Source organism: Streptosporangium sp. NPDC000509 (genome assembly GCF_042898365.1).
GTDB lineage: Bacteria > Actinomycetota > Actinomycetes > Streptosporangiales > Streptosporangiaceae > Streptosporangium.
The window spans coordinates 79,258-98,206 of the sequence record NZ_JBIAYX010000005.1 but is presented as its reverse complement, the minus strand read 5'-3'; the positions used below and the strand labels follow the sequence as shown (position 1 = coordinate 98,206).

The 18,949-nt window shown below is 68.7% G+C and carries 16 protein-coding genes; 7 read left to right on the top strand and 9 right to left on the bottom strand.

From position 1 onward, the window contains the following. Positions 1-50: 50 nt before the first annotated feature. Positions 51-1,418, bottom strand: a complete 1,368-nt coding sequence (dacB, locus tag ACFY3D_RS11185; protein ID WP_389977808.1) for a D-alanyl-D-alanine carboxypeptidase/D-alanyl-D-alanine-endopeptidase — start codon at positions 1,416-1,418, stop codon at positions 51-53. A 122-nt stretch (positions 1,419-1,540) separates the two neighbouring features. Here dacB and ACFY3D_RS11180 point away from each other — a divergent pair, with 122 nt between their 5' ends. After that, positions 1,541-2,038 carry an inorganic diphosphatase gene (locus tag ACFY3D_RS11180; RefSeq protein ID WP_350941556.1) on the top strand — a complete coding sequence of 166 codons (498 nt, stop codon included), beginning with the start codon at positions 1,541-1,543 and terminating at the stop codon, positions 2,036-2,038. Positions 2,039-2,209: 171 nt separating this feature from the next. On the opposite strand, the gene ACFY3D_RS11175 is transcribed toward ACFY3D_RS11180, so the two are convergent. The 4 genes from ACFY3D_RS11175 to ACFY3D_RS11160 all read right to left on the bottom strand — a co-directional run bounded on the left by ACFY3D_RS11175 (position 2,210) and on the right by ACFY3D_RS11160 (position 8,414). Then, complete coding sequence (locus ACFY3D_RS11175) at positions 2,210-3,499, bottom strand: NlpC/P60 family protein (protein ID WP_389977805.1); 1,290 nt, start codon at positions 3,497-3,499, stop codon at positions 2,210-2,212. Positions 3,500-3,659: 160 nt separating this feature from the next. After that, positions 3,660-5,525, bottom strand: coding sequence for an RNA polymerase sigma factor (locus ACFY3D_RS11170; protein WP_389977802.1), 1,866 nt, complete (start codon positions 5,523-5,525; stop codon positions 3,660-3,662). Positions 5,526-5,926: 401 nt separating this feature from the next. Further along, positions 5,927-6,739: a hypothetical protein gene (locus tag ACFY3D_RS11165; RefSeq protein WP_362898012.1), complete on the bottom strand. Its 813-nt coding sequence runs from the start codon at positions 6,737-6,739 to the stop codon at positions 5,927-5,929. Positions 6,740-6,803: 64 nt separating this feature from the next. Next, positions 6,804-8,414 (bottom strand): ATP-binding cassette domain-containing protein, encoded by a 1,611-nt coding sequence (locus ACFY3D_RS11160; RefSeq protein WP_350941564.1) that lies wholly within the window; start codon positions 8,412-8,414, stop codon positions 6,804-6,806. A gap of 199 nt (positions 8,415-8,613) precedes the next feature. Here ACFY3D_RS11160 and ACFY3D_RS11155 point away from each other — a divergent pair, with 199 nt between their 5' ends. The 3 genes from ACFY3D_RS11155 to ACFY3D_RS11145 all read left to right on the top strand — a co-directional run bounded on the left by ACFY3D_RS11155 (position 8,614) and on the right by ACFY3D_RS11145 (position 11,463). Next, positions 8,614-9,207, top strand: coding sequence for a MarR family transcriptional regulator (locus tag ACFY3D_RS11155; protein ID WP_389977798.1), 594 nt, complete (start codon positions 8,614-8,616; stop codon positions 9,205-9,207). Positions 9,208-9,212: 5 nt separating this feature from the next. Continuing rightward, a complete protein-coding gene (locus tag ACFY3D_RS11150; protein ID WP_389977795.1) occupies positions 9,213-9,668 on the top strand; it encodes a hypothetical protein in 456 nt (151 codons plus the stop codon). Positions 9,669-10,068: 400 nt separating this feature from the next. Then, the gene (locus ACFY3D_RS11145; protein ID WP_389977792.1) at positions 10,069-11,463 is read left to right on the top strand and encodes a hypothetical protein; all 1,395 of its coding nucleotides are present in this window, start codon (positions 10,069-10,071) and stop codon (positions 11,461-11,463) included. A 179-nt stretch (positions 11,464-11,642) separates the two neighbouring features. Here the strand turns inward: ACFY3D_RS11145 and ACFY3D_RS11140 are convergent, their stop codons facing one another. From ACFY3D_RS11140 to ACFY3D_RS11130, 3 genes are all read right to left on the bottom strand, one after another. Next, positions 11,643-12,815: a hypothetical protein gene (locus ACFY3D_RS11140; RefSeq protein ID WP_389977789.1), complete on the bottom strand. Its 1,173-nt coding sequence runs from the start codon at positions 12,813-12,815 to the stop codon at positions 11,643-11,645. After that, a complete protein-coding gene (locus tag ACFY3D_RS11135) occupies positions 12,812-13,363 on the bottom strand; it encodes a SigE family RNA polymerase sigma factor (RefSeq protein ID WP_389977786.1) in 552 nt (183 codons plus the stop codon). Before ACFY3D_RS11135 ends, ACFY3D_RS11140 begins: the two co-directional genes overlap by 4 nt. A 278-nt stretch (positions 13,364-13,641) precedes the next feature. Next, on the bottom strand, positions 13,642-14,091 hold the full coding sequence (locus ACFY3D_RS11130; RefSeq protein WP_350941572.1) for a MarR family transcriptional regulator: 450 nt from the start codon (positions 14,089-14,091) through the stop codon (positions 13,642-13,644). An 84-nt stretch (positions 14,092-14,175) separates the two neighbouring features. Here ACFY3D_RS11130 and ACFY3D_RS11125 point away from each other — a divergent pair, with 84 nt between their 5' ends. After that, positions 14,176-14,646, top strand: a complete 471-nt coding sequence (locus ACFY3D_RS11125) for a MarR family winged helix-turn-helix transcriptional regulator (protein ID WP_389977782.1) — start codon at positions 14,176-14,178, stop codon at positions 14,644-14,646. On the opposite strand, the gene ACFY3D_RS11120 is transcribed toward ACFY3D_RS11125, so the two are convergent. Next, positions 14,534-15,238, bottom strand: coding sequence for a CGNR zinc finger domain-containing protein (locus ACFY3D_RS11120; RefSeq protein ID WP_389977779.1), 705 nt, complete (start codon positions 15,236-15,238; stop codon positions 14,534-14,536). The genes ACFY3D_RS11125 and ACFY3D_RS11120 overlap by 113 nt on opposite strands. On the opposite strand from ACFY3D_RS11120, the gene ACFY3D_RS11115 reads away from it, so the two are divergent. Together ACFY3D_RS11115 and ACFY3D_RS11110 are read left to right on the top strand one after the other, a co-directional pair. Then, a complete protein-coding gene (locus tag ACFY3D_RS11115; RefSeq protein WP_389977776.1) occupies positions 15,194-17,029 on the top strand; it encodes an ABC transporter ATP-binding protein in 1,836 nt (611 codons plus the stop codon). The two genes, ACFY3D_RS11120 and ACFY3D_RS11115, sit on opposite strands and share 45 nt — an antisense overlap. After that, entirely contained in the window at positions 17,029-18,855 is a 1,827-nt protein-coding gene (locus tag ACFY3D_RS11110) for an ABC transporter ATP-binding protein (RefSeq protein WP_389977773.1), read from the top strand. The genes ACFY3D_RS11115 and ACFY3D_RS11110 overlap by 1 nt, the downstream gene beginning before the upstream one ends. Positions 18,856-18,949: the final 94 nt, after the last annotated feature.

Here is an 18,949-nt window from a genome sequence, read left to right as displayed (position 1 = left end):
CCGTCCACCGTACGTGCTCTCCCCCCGAGTCGCGCACCCGGAACCCGTGATCAACCGGCGGCGACCGCGGCGGCGAGCCTGTCGAGGGCCGCCTCCGCCTTGCCCCAGCCGGGCGGGACCTTGTCCGCCATGAAAGCGAAGGTCACCATGCGTCCGCTCCGCGTGGTGGTCATGCCCGCCAGCGTGTTGACCCCGTCGAGGGTGCCCGTCTTGGCGCGGATCAGCCCGTAGGCGGAGTGGAGCTTGTCGAACCGGTGCCCGAGGGTGCCGCTGAAGCCGGCGACCGGCATACCGCTGATGATCGGGTGCAGGCCGGGATTGGCCGGGGAGGCCGCCGCCGCGACCAGTCGGGCGAGCGCCTCCGGGGCGATGCGGTTCTTCGGCGACAGCCCGCTGCCGTCGAACACCAGCACCCCCTTCGCCGCGCCGAGCCTGGTCAGCACCTTGCCGACGGCCGCGGCGCCGCCGTCGAACGAGGCCGGCTCCCCCTCCTTGATCGCCACATGCCTGGCCAGCGCCTCCGACAGGTCGTTGTCGCTGAGCGTGAGTGCCCGCTCGACCAGGGCGTAGACCGGCGCGGAGTCGACCCTCGCGATCTCCTGCGCGCCCGCCGGGGCCTTGGACCGCCTGGCGGACTTGGAGACCGTGATCCCGTACTTCGACAGCAGCGACACGAACGCGCCGTGCGCCGTACGGGAGGGGTCGGAGACCCGCCGGTCGCTTCCCCGCGCGGCCCTGCCCTCGTCGACCATGAGCGCCGTGACGGGGGCGACGCTCCCCTCGGGCACGTAACCGGGCTTCCACGTGGCGGCGGTGCGCGGCCCCGTGTAGAGGAAGTCGTCGTAGGCGACCGTCACCTTGGACACCCCGGCCTCCTTGAGCGCCCTGGCGGTGCGTGCGGCGAGGACGGCGAGCGAGGCGGGCCGGGGATAGACCGGGCTCGCCGCCGTTCTGGGACTCGCCAGGGTGGGGTCGCCGCCCCCGACGAGGATGATCGAGCCCGGCGAGGCCCCCCGCACCACGCGGGTGCTCAGCCTGGCGTCGGGTCCCAGTGAGGCCATCGACGCGACCGCGGTGACGACCTTGGTGGTGGAGGCGGGGGTGATGCCCGTGGCGGCCCCGCTGTCGAAGAGCAGGGCGCCCGTCTCCGCGTCGAGAACCGCGGCGCCGACACTTCGTCCCAGCGCGGGGTCACCCAGCGCCTCGGTCAGCCGCCCCGCCAAAGTACCCTTGGCGGGGAGAGGGCCGCTCCCCCCCGCAGCCAACACCGGACCCGCGGTGATGACCGGGATGGGAGACGGCTCGGCCGACACGACGACCGTCTCAGGTTCACCCGCGACCAGCACACCGCTGGCGAGCAGGTGCGCCCCGGCCGCGACGACGAAAACCTGCAGCAGGACGAGAGTGACCAAGGCCACCCACCGCTCACGCCGCATTACCGTCGCCGTCCTCTCATCATCCGTATCCAAAAGGCATAAAACGCCTACGAGACATTAACGCCCAACCGGGGGTGCCCGGGGGGTTGAGTGGAGGAAACGCGGTGGAGTTCGACGTTCTCGTTGAGATTCCCAAGGGGCAACGGAACAAGTACGAGGTGGACCACGAGTCAGGCCGCATCAGGCTCGACCGCATGCTCTTCACCTCCACGCAGTATCCCGCCGACTACGGCTTCATCGAAGACACCCTCGGCGAGGACGGTGATCCTCTCGACGCCCTGGTGCTGCTCCAGGAGCCGACCTTTCCCGGCTGCCTGATCAAGTGCCGGGCGGTCGGCATGTTCCGGATGACCGACGAGAAGGGCGGCGACGACAAGGTCCTGTGCGTCCCCGCCACCGACCCCCGGATGGAACACATTCGCGACATCCACCACGTTCCCGAGTTCGACCGCCTGGAGATCCAGCACTTCTTCGAGGTCTACAAGGACCTGGAGCCCGGCAAGTCGGTCGAGGGCGCCAACTGGGTCGGCAGGGTGGAGGCGGAAGAGGAGATCGTCCGCTCCATCAAGCGCGCCAAGGACGACACCCACGGAAAGCACTGATCCTTGACCGGATTATTACCCGGTCCTCAGCCCGCTCCCCAACCGTTCGCCCCCTGACCGATCATCCTCTGACCGACTCACACTCCCCGACGGTTCGCCCCCGAACAGTCGCTCCCCGACCGGTCGCCCTCCGACCGGTCACCGCTCAGCCGGTCGTCCTCTGGCCGGTCGTCACGTGGGACGGGTCGCGCCGACAAGATCGCTACGCCACATCGGCGCGACCCTCACCACGTCCCCCGTCTGCGGGGCGTGCACCATCAGCCCTCGGCCGACGTAGATCCCCACATGGTGGATGTCTCCGGGATCGCCGGTGATCTGCCCGTAGAAGAGCAGATCACCCCGCTGGAGCTCACTGAGCCGCACGTGCGGGCCCGCGGTCCACTGGGTGCCGGTCCAGTGGTCCAGGGCGACCCCCACCCGCTCCCAGGCCCGCATGGTCAGCCCCGAGCAGTCGTAGGCGGACGGCCCGGCCGCCGCCCACACGTACGGCTTGTCGAGCTGGGTGAGCGCCCAGTCGGCGGCGATGTCGCCCCTGGCGGAACCGGCCGTCACATTGAGCGCCCAGCGCGAAGCGGCCTCCCCAGAGGCCACCGCCATCCGCGCCGCCTCCCGGCGCACCGCGGCGGCCTGTTGTCGAGCGCGCTCGGCGCTCTCCCTCGCGATCCTGGCCTGCTCCAGGGCCGCCTCGCGCCTCCTGGCGAGCAGGTCGGCGGCGTCGCGCGCCTCGTCGGCCAGCTTCTCCAGCCGAGCCTGCTCCTCCTTGATCCGCCGGGTCTCCTCGACCTGCTCGGCGACGGCCCCCTCGGCGGCGAGCTTCGCCTCCTCCGCCCTCGCCTGCGCCTCCTGTCGCTCGGTGTAGGCGTCGTCCGCCTGCGCCTTCAGGATCGCGAAGACCTCCTGGGCGTCCCGCAGCTGCTTGAGCGTCTCCGCCTGCCCTCCGCCCATGTGGGCCAGGATGCTGGCCCGGCGCAGATAGCCGTCGTCCATGGGGCCGCCGCTGTCGGTCATCATCGCCATCATGGGCTGGGTGATGTCCAGGCCGCCGTAGCTCTGAGCGGTGATCGCGGCCACCGCCTCACGGGCCTCCCCGACCTCCAGGCCCGCCGTCCTCGCCCGCTCCGCCGCCTGCTCCGCGAGCTCCTTGGCGCGAGCCGTCTTGACCAGCTCCCCGTTGTACGACTCGACGAGGCGCTCCGCCTCGGCGACCAGCTCCTCCAGCCTGGCCTGCGCCTCGGCGACCTGGACCGTGGTCGCGCCGAGCCTCTCACCGCGCTCGCGGGCGACGGCCCGCGCTTCGGCGACCTCACCCGCCGACGGAGCCGGTACGCCGCCCCGTACGGCGTCGTCGGCCGGTCCCGGCCGGCCGGGAACAGCGCCGGCGGGGAGCCCCGGCCCGGCGATCAGGCAACAGGCGAGGCCCGCCACCGCGGCGGCATGACGGCGCCGTCTGACTGAATGCATGCGTCTCCCCCCGGAGTCCCCCTTGTCACCGCCTCTTCGCGGTCCGGCCACGTGTCGCGGTCTTGTCCGCGCGACGCGGCGCGACGCGACACGACGCGTCACCGCGTGCCAGGCGGCCTACCTCAGCATTCCCCTTCGTCACTCTGCACACACATGTCACTTACTCACCGTAGTCATCGCCCGCCACACTATCCTCGCCGGCAGGGGTCTGCCCGCGATCCGCGCTGGTCGAGATCCGTTCCGGACCCGCCTCCTCCCCGGTCCGTCCAGGACCGGTGGACGCGGGCCGGAAATCGTCAGGGGCCTGCCCTCGGCCGGACGTCAGGTGGTCGGGGTTGGCACGCGAACGTCGCGGGTGGGTGAACGTGGCTCGCGAAGGTCCGGGCTCGGCACGCGGAGGTCTCGCGTCGGCTCGCGGGGGCCTCAAGTCGGTCCGCCGAGGTGTCGGGGCCATGCGCGGAGGCCGGTGCTCTCCCCTCGGGCCTGTCACGTCGCCCGGTGGCCTTGGATTCGCCCATGGAGGTGCCGAGCCCTCCCGAGGAGAGCCTGGTGCCGCCCACGGGGGCGCCGGGGTCGCCGGCCGATGAGGAGTCCGGCAGCGGCGGGAGGAGTGTCCGTGGTGATCACGGGATGGGTGGTGCCTGTCCGGCGCGCCGATCCCGGGGGCCCCCGGCGGCACCGGCGACGGGGGCGGAGAGGGCGGAGCCGGGTTCTCCGCGGGAGCGGCCGGACGGTCGGCCGCTCCATCACCCGGCGACCCGTCATCGGATGCCCCTTCGTCGGCAGGCCCTTCGCCGGACGACCCGTCACCGACCGGACCGGGTGGCCCTTCGCCCGGAGGTTCGTCACCCGGCTGCCGAGACCGGCTCTCCCCCCGGTGGCCGACCGGGCCCGGCACTCCCGGCCGCCGGTCGCTCCGCAGGTCGGGTCCGGTGGCACTGACCGGCTCCGTCACCCCGAGCGAACCGATCCGCTCGACGGCCGCCCCCTCCCCGACGGGTTCCGACGTCACGGGCGCGCCCTCTCGCCGGGATTCTCCTGGTCTCCAGGAGTCCGAAGGCTCCACCACCGCCGGGAACGCGTCCGAGGCGGCATCGGAACCCGTGCCCTGCGACCCGATCCCCGCCTGGACCAGGACCAGGGCCAGCGCCGTCACCGCGGCGACCGCGGCCGCCGCGCCGGCGAGCGCGTAGGGCCTGCGACGGCTCCCGCGAACCCTGCCGACGGGGAACCCGGCACCGTCGAGAGGACCGGCTCGATCGGCGACGTCGCGCCGGTAGGGAACCCGCTGGGGGTCGGTGAAGTGACTCATCACCCACGCGCGCAGCGTGGGCGGCAACGCGACGAGGGGGAGCAGGTCGTAGACCTTCGCCGCGGAGACCTGCCTGACTCGGTGCGGGGCGCAGGTGTCGCAGCGGTTCACGTGGCGGATGACCCGCTCACGCGCCTCCGGTGTGAGCTCGCCGCCGAGGCCGGTCAGCATGCGGGCCCGGCTCGCGCAGTCGTAGGGCCCCTTGCGGACGAGGACCTCCGTGGTGACGACGTCGCGAAGGCGCTCCCTCGCCGACTCGTACAGCGCGCCCGCGACCTTGGGGGTGACGCCCAGCACCGCGGCGAGGTCGATGGGACCGAAGCCGTGGCGGCAGCTCAGGTCGAGGATCTCCCGGTCGTCGGGCGACAGGCTCCGCGTGGCGTTCCAGGCCATCACCCGCAGGTCCGCGTCGTCTCCGGCGGCGACCGCCGAAGCGGGGTCCTGCGGGCCGTTCCCCTCGTCGGGATCACGCCGTACGCACTCCCCCCGAGCGAGTGCGTACAGCCACGCCTCCAGCCGACGGGCGTCGGTGAGCGCGTGAATATGGGCCTCGGCGGCGATGAGGGTGTCGAGGAGCGCCGACTCGGCGGCGCCGGAGGTGGCGAGCATTGAACGGCAGTATCGGTAGATGCTTTCCGCGTATGAGTCGTAGAGATCGGCGAGGGCTCCGGGACTCCTCGCGCACAGCGCTGCGACCAGGGCACCGTCAGTCATGTAATCGAAGGTAAGCGCTGAGTAACCACGAGTGCAGCACTTCACGGACGGCAACTTCGATTGTCTTTGAAATGTCATCGAATCAAGTAAGAACCTGATGTGAATGACAATTATAAATATCAGAGAATGACCATATAGCCCGAATTGAGCGTGCATATCGGAGCACTGTGGAAGGTCTCCCGACCGCGGGCGTCCGGCCCCGCGGCCGAGGACGGACGACCACGGGCGGACGGCCGGAACGTCCAACGATCACGGGCGAACGATGACGAATCTCCCGCGACCACGGACGGACGACCACGGACGGACGGTGCCGAACCTCCCGCGACCACGGGCGGACGGTGCCGAACACCCGGCTGATCACGGACGAGCGACCACGGGCCGTCAGGGCGTTCGGCGATCACTCACGGGTGGCCGGCACCCGCGAGGGGCGCCTGCCTGCCCCGGTCCTTGGCGAACGGGGGCATCTTCGGCTTGACCGTGTTCAGCGGCAGGGAACCGCCGAGGGCGAGCTGCTCGAAGGGACGGCTGCTCGATCCCCAGGTGCGTGCGCTCACCTCGGCGGAGGCGATGTCGCGGGTGTTCTGGACACTCTTGATCTGCATGATGAACCGGCGCTTCTGCCCCGCCTGGACGTTGTCCACGAACGTGCTCCCGCCGCCGAGCAACTTGCCCCGCTTGTCGCGCAGGAGAGCGGTGACGGCCAGGCTGCGGGCCGGTATCACGTACGGGGTGCCGACGTAGCCGGTGACGAGGTAGTCGCCGTCGGCGGTGCGGTCGGTCAGCACCTCGCGGATCGGGAAGGGCTGGAACGCCGAGACGATCCGGCCCGCCTGGTGCCAGTGCGCCGGACGGTACGTGATGCTCACGGTGGCCGGTTTGTCCTGGGTCACCGCCTGGCCGGTGAAGGGGAGCGTCCCCGCGGGGGGTACGGCGTCCAGCGGCTGTTCGAGCCGGACGACCTCCTTGCCCTGGGAGTTCTTGGCCACCACGGTGGCCACGACGTGCTCGCCGAAGTGCCACGGGTTGGTGTTGGCCAGCACTCCTGCCCAATTCACCACATACCCATCGTCACCCTTGACGATGGAGGAGGCCTGCTCCCTGACCGCGAGCGGTTGGAGCGCGGCGGCCTGCTTCGTCTGCTCGTCTTCGGTGCATCCGGCGCATCCGATGAGGAGGAGGGCGAGGGCGCCGACGATTCGGGTGCTGTGCGTCACCTAGCCGTGATAACCGGCCCGCGGTCCCCGGCCCACCTGGACACGCCGGAAACGGCCGGAGTCTTTACCTCTGCCGGACCACTCTGGCCTCGTCCCATACCGGTTCGGATGATTCGTAGACCTTTCCGTCGGCGCCGAAGACCAGGTACCGGTCGAAGTCATCGGCGAACCAGCGGTCGTGGGTGACGGCGACCACGGTCCCGTCGAAGGCGTCCAGCCCTTCCTGGAGAGCCTCGGCGCTGGCCAGGTCGAGGTTGTCGGTCGGCTCGTCCAGCAGCAGCAGGGTGGTGCCCGACAGTTCGAGCAGCAGGATCTGCAGCCTCGCCTGCTGGCCGCCGGAGAGCGTCTCGAAGCGCTGCTCGGCGATGGTCCCGGCCAGCTCGTAACGGGACAGCACCTTCATCGCCTCGTTCTTGAGCCGGGCGTGCTCGGTCATGACGATCTCGCAGGGCGTCCGGCCGATGAGCTCGGGGCGTGCGTGCGTCTGGGCGAAATGGCCGGGGACGACCCGTGCGCCGAGCCTGGCCACACCGGTGTGCCTGACCTCCTCCCCGGCGATCAGACGCAGGAAGTGTGACTTGCCCGAGCCGTTGGAACCCAGCACCGCGACCCGCTCGCCGTACCAGATCTCCAGGTCGAACGGCTTCATCAGGCCGGTGAGCTCCAGCTTCTCGCAGATCACCGCCCGCTTCGCGGTCCGGCCGCCCTTGAGCCGCATGCTGATGAACTGCTCCTTGGGCGCCGCCTCCGGCGGCCCGGCCTCCTCGAACCTGCGCAGCCTGGTCTGGGCCGAGTGGTACGCGGCGGCCATGGTGTCCATGTACTTGGCCTTCTGCTTCAGCATGAGGACCAGGCGCTTGATCTTGGCGTGCTCCTCGTCCCAGCGCTTCTTCAGCTCGTCGAGGCGCTCGTTGCGCTCCCTGCGCGCCTGGGCGTACGTGCGAAACCCTCCGCCGTGCACCCAGATGTTGCCGGACTCGACGGTGATGATCCGGTCGGCCGCGTTGGCCAGGAGCTCCCTGTCGTGGCTGACCAGCAACACCGTCTTGGCCGTCTCGCGCAGCGCCCGCTCCAGCCAGAGCTTGCCCGGCACGTCCAGGTAGTTGTCCGGCTCGTCGAGCAGCAGCGTCTGGTCGGGTCCTCGCAGTAGCGCCTCCAGCACCAGCCGCTTCTGCTCACCGCCCGACAGCGTGTTGACCTCGCGATACTTGCAGTCGTCGTACGGCATGCCGAGAGCGGCCATCGTGCAGGTGTCCCAGAGCACCTCGATGTCGTAGCCGCCCGCGTCGGTGTAGTCGGTGATGGCCTGCGCGTAGCGCATCTGCGCCTTCTCGTCCTCGCGCTCCATCATCACGAGCTCGGCGGCCTCAAGCTGCTCGGCCGCCTGCCGCACCCGCTGCGGGGCGACGCTGACCAGCAGGTCGTGCACGGACCTGCCGTCGCGGATACTGCCGATGAACTGCCGCATGATGCCCAGGCCACCGGAACTGGCGACGCTCCCGTCGACCGGCTGCAGGTCGCCCGCGATCAGCCGCATCAGCGTCGTCTTGCCCGCCCCGTTGGGTCCGACGAGCGCCGCCTTGACCCCCTCGCCGACCCGGAAGGACACGTCGTCCAGCAACGGCCGCCCATCCGGCAGAACGTACGTCAGATGCCCGACCTCAACGTGCCCCACGACGATTTCCTTTCAAAAGGTCCTCGCGCAGGGTACCCGCCGGTTTCCCCCATGGGCATCTGGATTCCGCTGGTACGACACGGCATCGCGATCGATGCCACTACCGGACAGTCCTCCACTTCCAAAAACAGGAGTGATTTGAAATCAAACGGCTACCCAGAGTAGTAAGTATGCTATAGATGCATAGTACTATTCATCTATGAGGGACATTCCGCCGTTGCTGCTTCCCGTGTTCCGGTCCAACGCCGTCGGCGAACTGCTCGCCTGGCTGTACCTCCACCCGGAGAAGGAGTACTCGACGACCGATCTCGCCAAACGGACCGGCGTATCCCAGCCGACCGTAAGCCGTGAGATGGACCGCTTCGCCGCCGCCGGGCTGACCCAGGAGAGACGGTACGGCAACCTCCGCCTCATCCGCGCCGACACCGACACGATCGTCGCCAAGCCGCTCACCGACCTGCTGGCGGTGACCTTCGGCCCGGCAGCCGTCCTGCCGCGCCTCCTCCGGCCGATCCAGAACATCGACGAGGCGTACATCTACGGCTCCTGGGCCGCCCGGCACGCGAACCAGGCCGGGCCGCCCCCGCGTGACATCGACGTCCTCGTGGTGGGATCCCCGGACGAGGACGAACTGTACGACGCGGCACGAGCGGCGGAACACCTCCTCGGCCGCGAGGTGAACATCAGCCGGATCTCCCCGGCGTCGTGGAACGCCGACCAAGGCGATTCGTTCGTGACGTCCCTGCGGAGCAAGCCCCTCCACCCCCTGATTCGGAACCGGAGAACATCGTGAGATGGATGCAAGGACGCGACCGGATCGACGCGATGCTGGCCGCCGGTCAGTTGGAGCGGGTGCCACCGAGTCGAGAGCACGCCGATACCATGCTCACCCAGGCCGAACGGCACATCGCTCTCGCCCGTAGCGGTGTCAGGACGGACCCTACCGGGGCCTACCAACTCGTCTACGACGCCTCACGGAAAGCTCTCGCGTCGATCCTGGAAAACCAGGGCCCGCGTGCCACGAGCCGGGGCGGGCACCTCGCAGTTCTGGACGTGGTGACGGCTCAACTGGACCCTCCGCTCGGGCAGGCACTACGGTCCTTCGACCGGATGCGTCGCCGTCGCAACAGCGCCGAATATCCGCGCCCGGACACCCCGGAGATCACTCCCGATGACGTCATGCGGGACATGGAGAGAGCCGAGCAGTTCGTAGCACTCGCCGCCAAGGTGCTGGACCAGATGAGCCCGTACTGAGACGCCCCAGGGGGCTTCGGGGAGGTAGCCGAAGAGATCGACAATCGTCCTGAAAACCTTCAGTAACCGCGATTCAGCGCCATATCCGTGGGATTTTCACTGTTTGCTACGGGACTCCAACAGTCCGCCAACTCCGTCATTCGGCACAAAATACACAAACCACTCTTTTGGTGGACATGAGTAATTAAAACCATTTAAGGTGACTTATAAGGATTTTTGTCAGAAAAAGATGATCAACCGAAACCGTTATCGGTATTGCACTTTTGGTTACGGCCCACCCGATACCAAGGCAAGACTGCACGTTTATTCATAAGTCTGAAAATGTTTGCAATGAGGTATTTGTTTCGTCAGTGGCGCTGATTACTCTCCCGATCATGGGTTCTCAACGGGAGGAGCACCTTTGTCGCTGAAACTGCGTCGCATCATGTCGGCGATCGCCGCGGGGGGACTCGTCGTTCTGACAATGGCGAGTCCGGTGGCCGCATTCGCGCCGCCGTACATCAACGAACCCACCGGTCCGTACACACTGCCGGTGGACGCCAACGTGCCCAAGCGTGGCTGCACCACAACGCTGTCCGACCCCAAGGACGCGAGCGGGAGCACCCCGGCCATCCAGGTGATCTACGCCTGGCACGACGGCGGAGGGAACAACTACGAGGCCCAGGTCGAGAAGATCGCCAAGCTGGTCGACCGGATGGACCTGGAGCTGGACGAGTCCACCGACTACGACCAGCACCTGAAGCTGAGCTGCCGCACCGGCTACGACACCAGCACCTACTCCGGTTACGCCCGCGCGCTGGTGATACCGGAGAAGATCGAGGCCGGCGTGATCGGCGGCGAGACCTCGGTGGACAAGATCACCGATGATCTCGGCGCGGCGGGATACGACAACGCCAACCGCAAGTACGTGGTGTTCGAGGACTTCAACGGGACCGCGACCGCCTGGTGCACGACGACGTGCGCGGCGACCGCCGACGAATGGTCCAGCGCCACCATGCTGCACGAACTGATCCACCTCGGCGCGGACGGTTTCTACGTGGACCATCCCAAGGTCACCGAGACCATCGACTACCTCAGCTATCCCGACGTCATGTCCAGCCAGGTCTACGACTGGCAACTGGACCATGACTTCAACAACTACTACGACCCGAGCGAGACCACGGCGACCTTCTACACCGGCAACGAGGCCGGTGACACCCGCAAGGTGAACGTCGCGGCCTGGCCCTACTTCACCACCCCCACCTGCTGCGACATCGGCTACAGCAACGACCTGCTGACCGCGCAGGAACGCACCGTCGAGGCCGACGCGCCGTACGCCGCCCCGACCGGGTTCAGCGTCTCGGGCGGCGGCTGGATCCAGGTGACCCCGCCCGGCCCGACGTCACAGATCTCGGCCAAGCACTACGACGGCCGCCGGTCGCTCACCATGAACGTGCAGTCGTACGCCGACGGCGTCGTATCGGTCACCCGCAAACCCGCGGTGACCGCCGGCCAGACCTACAAGTTCTTCGCCAAGATGACCACCGCCACCTCCGGCAACGTGAAACTGCGCCTGTCGTGGTACAACTCGTCCAACACCCTGATCTCCACCAGTGACGGTCCGAGCACCGCGCTGACCACCACCTGGACGGAATACCGGCACAGGGCGACCGCCCCGACCGGAGCGGCCAGCGTCCAGATCTCGGTGGTCAGCCCCGCCGGCCAGACCTTCACCTACCAGCTCGACGCCCTCCAGCTCAACCACTGCAACAACGGCAAGACCACCGACGGCTGCCGCCTGGACAGCTGGCAGTGACCTCCGGGTGACGAATCGACCCAGCGCCTCCCGGCGGTGACCCGGTACACCGGAGCCCGCCGGGAGGCGCTGGGTCGCCCCATGTCGCGGCCAACGAAATTTCTCCGTCACCCGGTTCTCAGTCGCCCCCTCCAGGTGGGTCCGCGTGGTTCGCGATCACGGGTTGGGACGGGCCGTCGCTACCAGGCCGCCGACATCTCCTGCGGGGCCCCGAGGGAGTCCAGGGGCTCCTGACGAACGAGGACGGTCACCTGTCCGTTCTCGTCCAGCCTGCTCAGCGGGTAGAAGTTTCCCGTGAAGAGCAGGTGGCGTCCGGTGGCGTCGTACTGGAACAGCTTCCACCGGGGAATGCTCCTGCCGGCGTGTTCCGCGCCGAACAGCGTGCGGATCTTCCGGCCGTCCACGACGGAGTACTCCTCGATCGTGTAGCGGTGCGGTCCCCGGCCGTCGGACAGATGCCTGCGGCCGACCAGCATCCTGTGACCGTCCGGGCTGATCGTCGCGGCATCCGGGGCGTCCACCCCCTGAACCACCGTCCGGCCGGCTTTGAGCGTGTCACCGGCGGCGGCCGTGTCAAGGACCCGGGCCTGCGACATGGTCACGAAGCCCAGTGTGCGGCGGTCGGCCGCCCACGACAGGCTCCAAAGGTCGCCGGTGGCGTTCGTCGTCCAGGTACGCGTCTTCCCGGTGGGCAGATCGACGACCGTGAGCCGTGCTCCGGGGCAGAAGCGCAGCGTCGCGTCCTTGCCGCACACCTCACCGTCGACGCTGTAGGCCAGTCGGGTGCCGTCGTCGGTGACGGCGAGGGAGGACGCGGCCGTACCGGTCACCGGGGAGATCACGTCGCGTGCCAACTCCGTGACCTTCCCCCGCTCGTCGATCCGTATCCGGTGGAACCACGTGGTGCCCACCGCCGTCTGACGGGACAGCACGCTCTGGGCGACGTAGAACGTTCTGCCCTCTCCGGTTCCGGCGAGCAGATATCCGCCGCGCACACCCCGGGTGCTCCCTTCCGGGGATCGAGGCATCACAACCCGGTCGGTGACCTTACCGCTGTGGGCGTCGCGGACCGTCAACCCGTCGTTCCTCGCGACCAGGAGGAAGGCGGGGCCGGGCGGACCTTCCGTCACGGGTTGTACCGCCCCCGAACCGCGCAACCCGGCCCCGACGGCGACGCTCACCACCACGACCGCCAGTGCGGCCAGCAGCGGAGCCATAGGGAGGGAACCACGAAGGCGACGAGCGGCCCTCGGTCGTACCACCTGGTCGGCGGGTCGCAGAGTCTCGGCGCCCACCAGTTCGGCACCGGCGGCGAAGGCGTCACGGAGCCGGTCTTCGGTCTGCGGGGTCATCGGTCCTCCTCCAGTTTCGCGGCGAGCGTCCTGAGGGCTCGGGACGTGGACGACTTCACCGTTCCGCGGCTGACCCCCATCACCTCGGCGATCTCCCCCTCCGACAGGTCGAGGTAGTAGCGCAGCACCACCGCCTCACGCTGACGGCGCGGCAGTGTTCGAACGGCGAGGAACACCTCTCGCCTGGTCTCCCCGAGCAACACCTCGGCCTCCGCGGACCAGAACGGCACTTTCCGGTCACCACCAAAACGCCGAGTGATCGCCCGGCGCCGGTGGACCATGCGGCACCCGTTGAGCACCGCCGTCCGCAGATAGGGGAGCATCTGGTCGTGGTCGGTCAACCGGCTCCACCGGCGGTGAATCGCCGCGAAGGCGTCCTGCACGACATCCTCGGCCGTCTCCCGGTCCCCCACCAGCAGAAAGGCGAAGCGGACGAGGCCGAGACGGTGGGTCATGAACAAATCGGTGACGACGGCGTCGGCCGGAGCGGTCGCCGCGTGAGGCTCCGGCGGCGGTTTCTCCACGACACTCCTGATCTCAGACTGCATGCCTGCTCCATGCGTATCCCGTCGATCAGGTTGCCTCGGGACGGCGGATTGGTCCCCTTCCCAGCGAAGTGAGGTGGATGTGCGCCCCTCCCCGCAGCATGGCGTGGGGGCCCAACCGGCATGTGACGAGAACAAGAACCGGCAGTTCGCGAGTCGATCACCGACATTCGACGGGAAGAAAAACCGGCACGCCACGGATCCGCAACCGACGTCCGAGAAGACACTCGGCCCCCTTCCCGCGCCATCGCGCCGTCGCGCGGTCAGCGCGGTCAGCAGGGTCAGCCTTCCCTGTGACGTCGGCCCAGCTCCGCGACGAAGGCCGTGAGCAGGCGGGCGAACTCCTTCCTTTCCCGCTCGGACCAGTCCCGCATCGCCGCGTCGAAGATCTCGCGGCGGAAGCGATGGACCCGCTCGGCGTGCCCGACGCCCAGTTCGGTGAGTTCCAACGTGCTGCGGCGGCCGTCGGCCGGGTCGGCCACCCGGCGAACCAGCCCCGCCTCGACGGCCCTGGCCACCAGGCGGCTGGCACGGGGCTGGTCGACGCCCATCCGGCCCGCGACGGAGGTCACCGTCGCGGCCTCCGTTTCCTCCTCCACGGCGTCGATCACCCCGAAGAGCGCGGGGTCGAGCTCGACGTCACCCGCGAGGCGCTGGAGGGCTCGGCGGGTCTGGCTGCGCCGGATCGCCACCATCGCTCGTTCGACGGCGGCCACCTGAGGGTCTTCCATCTCTCGATGATACATGCATTAATACATGTTATTGTCAAAGAACATGTATTTACCGAAGATCGAGAAGCAGGGAGAGGCGGCACCGTGAACACCTCCCGGATCACCGGCCAGAGGCGTCCCATCGGCTACTGGATCAAGCACCTCCACGGCCTCGTCGAGAGTTCTCTCGACGACCTCCTCGCCGACCGGGGGCTGACCCGCCGCCACTGGCAGGTGCTGAACGTCGTCGCCGTCGACTCCCCCACCCTCGCCGGCCTCGACACCGCCCTCGCCCCCTTCCTCGACGACCGGTTCCCCTCCCTGCGCCCGTTCGTGGACGATCTGTGCGAGCGGGGCTGGCTGGAAGGAGCGGAGCGGCTCTCCCTCACCGCCGCCGGGATCCGGGCGCACGAGGAGTTGCGACGGCGGGTGGACACCGACCGCGCCCGCCTCACCGAGGGAATCAGCGCCGAGGAGTATCTGGCCACGATCGACGTCCTGACGCGGATGTCGGCCAACCTGACCGGGCCCGGCGAAACCGGCGAGACCCGCGACCGACCTTCAGGCCCCGCCTGACCGGGCCCCATCGGACCGAGGTTCCGGCGAACCGAGACCCACCGGGCCGGCCCCTCCCGCCCGAGCCCTTCGAACCCAGGACTCCCAGGCCCGAGCCCTGAGGCCCGAGAACCTCAGAAGGAGCGCCCCGCGTGTAGCGCCGCGACTTGTCGCGGCTGCCGCACGTCGCCATGCTGCACCACCGGCGGCGACGATTCTTGCTGACGTCCAGGAACAACCAGCAGCACGACGGACACTCGCCGAGCCGGTCCAACGGCCCGTGGGTGAGCAGTTCGACCGCCGAGACCGCGACCTCCCGGAGCAGGATTCGCGCCGTACGCGGCGACCCCCAGGAGAACCGGAGGTTCTCGTCGGCCTCCTCCAGCCGGCCGTGGGCACGAGGTCCGGATCGGCGCACGCCCTCATAGGAACACAGGGCCGAGGACCCGGTCGGGACCCGGTCGGGACCCGCGACATGCGGGGGCGAGAAAATGCGTGGGAAAGTGTCGGCGCCCGGTGATAGAAAGCAAGTTCGACTTTCATCCTTGACTTGCTCGGGAGCGAACCGGTGACCACCAGCAGTTCGGAGTTCTCCGTCTCCGGCCGCCCGCATGACAGGCGGGGGCCGGTGCGCTGGCTCTGGTCCCATGTTCGCCGCCACCCGCTCCAGCTGGTCGGATTCCTCGGCGCATCACTGATCATGGTCGTGCTCAACGCCATGGTCCCCGGGTTCACCGGCGAGGCCTTCGACGCCGTCCTGAGCGAGGACGGCGGCGGGGCGCGGGCGCTGGGCATGATCTCGCTGGCGCTGCTGGCGATCGTGCTCGCCCGCGGCCTCTTCGACGTCGTCGCGCGTCTGGCCAGCGAGGTCCTCGCCAAGCGACTGGAGCGGGACGCGAGGGACGAGCTCTACATCAGCCTGCTCGGCAAGAGCCAGACCTTCCACAACAGGCAGCGGGTCGGCGACCTGATGGCACGGGCGGCCAACGACATCCGGCAGCTCTCCACCATGATCAGTCCTGGCGTCGACCTGATCGTCGACTCCGGTCTGAGCGGCCTCGTGCCCCTGGTCTTCATCGCCGCGATCGATCCTCGCCTGCTGCTGGTGCCCGGCGTCTTCGCGGTCGTCTTCGTCTTCGCGCTCCGGCACTACATGAGACGGCTCAACCCCGTGGCGACCCGCATGCGAGAGCAGTTCGGCGATCTCAACGCCGGGCTGAACGAGGCGGTCAGAGGCATCGAGGTCATCAAGGTGACCGCGCAGGAGGGCCAGGAGCGGCGGCGGTTCCAGACACGCGCGCGGCGTTACCGCGACTCCTTCGTCCACAACGGCCTGGTCCAGGCCCGCTACCTGCCGACCCTGCTCTTCGCCTTCGCGATGGCCGGCTCGCTCTGGCACGGCCTCCACCTGCACACGGCGGGCGCCATCACGATCGGCGACCTGGTCGCCTTCATGGGTCTGGTGGCCATGCTGGGCTTCCCTACCAATATGTCGATCTTCACCTTCTCGCTGGTCCAGATCGGCATCGTGTCCTCCCGCCGGATCCTGAGCATCATGAACACCGAGACCGAGCTCCGGCAACCCGACGACGGCCACACCGCGCCGATCAGCGGATCGATCGCCTTCGAGAACGTGACGTTCGGCTACGGGGACGACGATCCCGTGCTGCGCGACGTGACGTTCACCGTGAAGCCGGGCGAGACCGTGGCGATCGTCGGCGAGACCGGCTCCGGCAAGAGCACCCTGACCAAGCTGGTCCCCCGGATCTACGACGTCACCGCGGGCCGGATCCTGGTCGACGGCGTGGACGTACGCGAGTGGGATCTCGACTCGCTGCGCTCCCAGATCTCCACCATCGAGCAGGACATCGTGCTCTTCTCCCGGTCGGTCGCCGAGAACATCGCCTTCGGGCTGGGCCAGCGAGTGGAGCGAGACGCCGTCGTCCGGGCGGCGGAGGAGGCTCAGGCCGCCGAGTTCATCGGCGAGCTCGACGACGGCTACGACACCGTCATCGGTGAGCGCGGCATCACCCTCTCCGGCGGCCAGCGCCAGCGCCTCGCCATCGCACGGGCGCTGCTGACGGATCCGGCGATCCTCGTGCTCGACGACTCGACCAGTGCGATCGACTCCGCCACGGAAGACAGGATCCAGCGGGCCATCGGCCGCCTTCTCGACGGGCGCACCACCCTGCTGATCACCCACAGGCTCTCCCAGATCCGGTGGGCGGACAAGGTCCTGCTGCTCCGCCGAGGCGAGCTGGTCGACTACGGCACGCACGACGAGCTGCTCTCCAGGAGCCGCCTCTACCGGCGGATCTTCTCCCACTACGACGAGGCCGACGTGACCGGCGACACCATCGATCCGGCCGTGGTCCTCGCGGGCGAGCAGGGAGGGCAGGGCTGATGGGCTTCCTCATGGACGGCCTCGACGCCGAGGACTACGACCGCAGCTACAGCGATCGTGAGCTCCTTCGCCGGATCCTGTCCTATTTCCGGCCGAAGCTCGGATCGATGATCGTGGTCGCGGTCATGATCGTACTGTTCTCGCTGAGCCAGGCGGCGATGCCGTTGCTGGTCAGCTGGGGTGTGGACGGGATCGAGGACGGCACGATCGCCGACGTGGGCCCACAGCTCACCGCGGGTCTGCTGATCTCCGGCGTGCTCGGCTGGCTGTTCAACTTCGTTCGCCAGTGGCACAGCGCGAAGGTCACCGGCGACGTCGTCCTGCGCCTGCGTGAGGACGCGTTCGACGCCGTGCTCAAGCGTGACCTGTCGTTCTACGACGAGACCCCGTCAGGCAAGATCGTCAGTCGGGTCACCTCCGACACCGACGACTTCGCCACCGTCTCCACCCTGACGATGGACCTGATCAGCCAGGTGCTGATGGTCGGCTTCGTCACGGTCATGCTCTTCCTGCGCAGCGTCGAGCTCGCCCTGCTGACCCTTCTCGTGGCGCCGATCGTGATGGGCATCGCCCTGCTGTTCCGGCGGGTCGCCCGCAGCAGCACCCGCCAGGCACAACGCTCACTGAGCCGGGTGAACGCCACCCTGCAGGAGACCATGGGCGGGATCACCGTCGCCAAGAACTTCCGCCAGGAGCAGCGGGTCTACGACGAGTTCCGCCCCATCAACCGGCAGAGTTACCAGGTCACGCTCAAACAGGGTTTCGTCTTCTCCGGCATCTTCCCCGTTCTCTTCCTCGTCGCCGGGCTCGCCACGGTCGCGCTCGTCCAGCTGGGCGGCACCGCCGTCCTCGGCGGCGCTCTGTCCGGCGGCGACTGGTTCCTCTTCCTCCAGGGCGTCGCGCTCTTCTGGTTCCCGCTCACCTCCATCGCCGCGTTCTGGTCGCAGTTCCAGCAGGGCCTGTCCGCCTCGGAGCGGGTGTTCGCCCTGATCGACGCGCCACCCCGGGTGGTGCAGACCGATCCCCAGCCGGTCGGCAGGCTCGCGGGCCGCATCGAGTTCCGAGACGTCAAGTTCGGCTACGAAGCGGAAAGCACCGTCCTTCGGGACTTCAACCTCACGATCGAGGCGGGCGAGAGCGTCGCGCTGGTCGGCCACACCGGGGCGGGCAAGTCGACGCTCAGCAAGCTCATCACCCGGTTCTACGAGTTCCAGGACGGCCTGTTGACGATCGACGATCGCGACGTCCGCACGCTCGACCTGGCCGGATACCGGCGGCAGATCGGCGCGGTGCCGCAGGTTCCGTTCCTGTTCAGCGGCACCGTCGCCGACAACATCCGCTATCCGAGGCCGGAGGCGAGCGACGAGGAGGTGCTCGCCGCCGCCGCGGCGGTCGGCGGGGGCGACTGGATCGACGCCCTGCCGGACGGCCTGCGGACCGATGTGGGCGAGCACGGCCGCGCCCTGTCCATGGGCCAGCGCCAGCTCGTCGCGCTGGCTCGCCTGCTCATCCAGGATCCGGCGATCGTGGTCCTGGACGAGGCCACCGCCAGCGTCGACCCGCTGACCGAGGCCCAGATCCAGGAGGGCCTGGACCGGGTGCTGGCCGAGCGCACCTCCATCGTCATCGCCCACCGGCTCTCCACGATCGAGCACGTCGACCGCATCATCGTGCTGGATCACGGCCGGATCGTCGAGGAGGGCGACCACACCACGCTGCTGGCCCGCGGCGGCCACTACTGCCAGGTCTACAACACCTACTTCAGGCACCAGTCCCCCGACTACCGGCCGGGTTCCGGCTTCGTCTCCGTCACCGGTTCCGCGTGATCGAGGCCGCTCGGATCGGGATCCCGATTCGAGCGGCCCGCCCTGGAGGTCGGTCGTAACCGGCTCACGTCATCAGGCCACGAAGTCCTGCCCC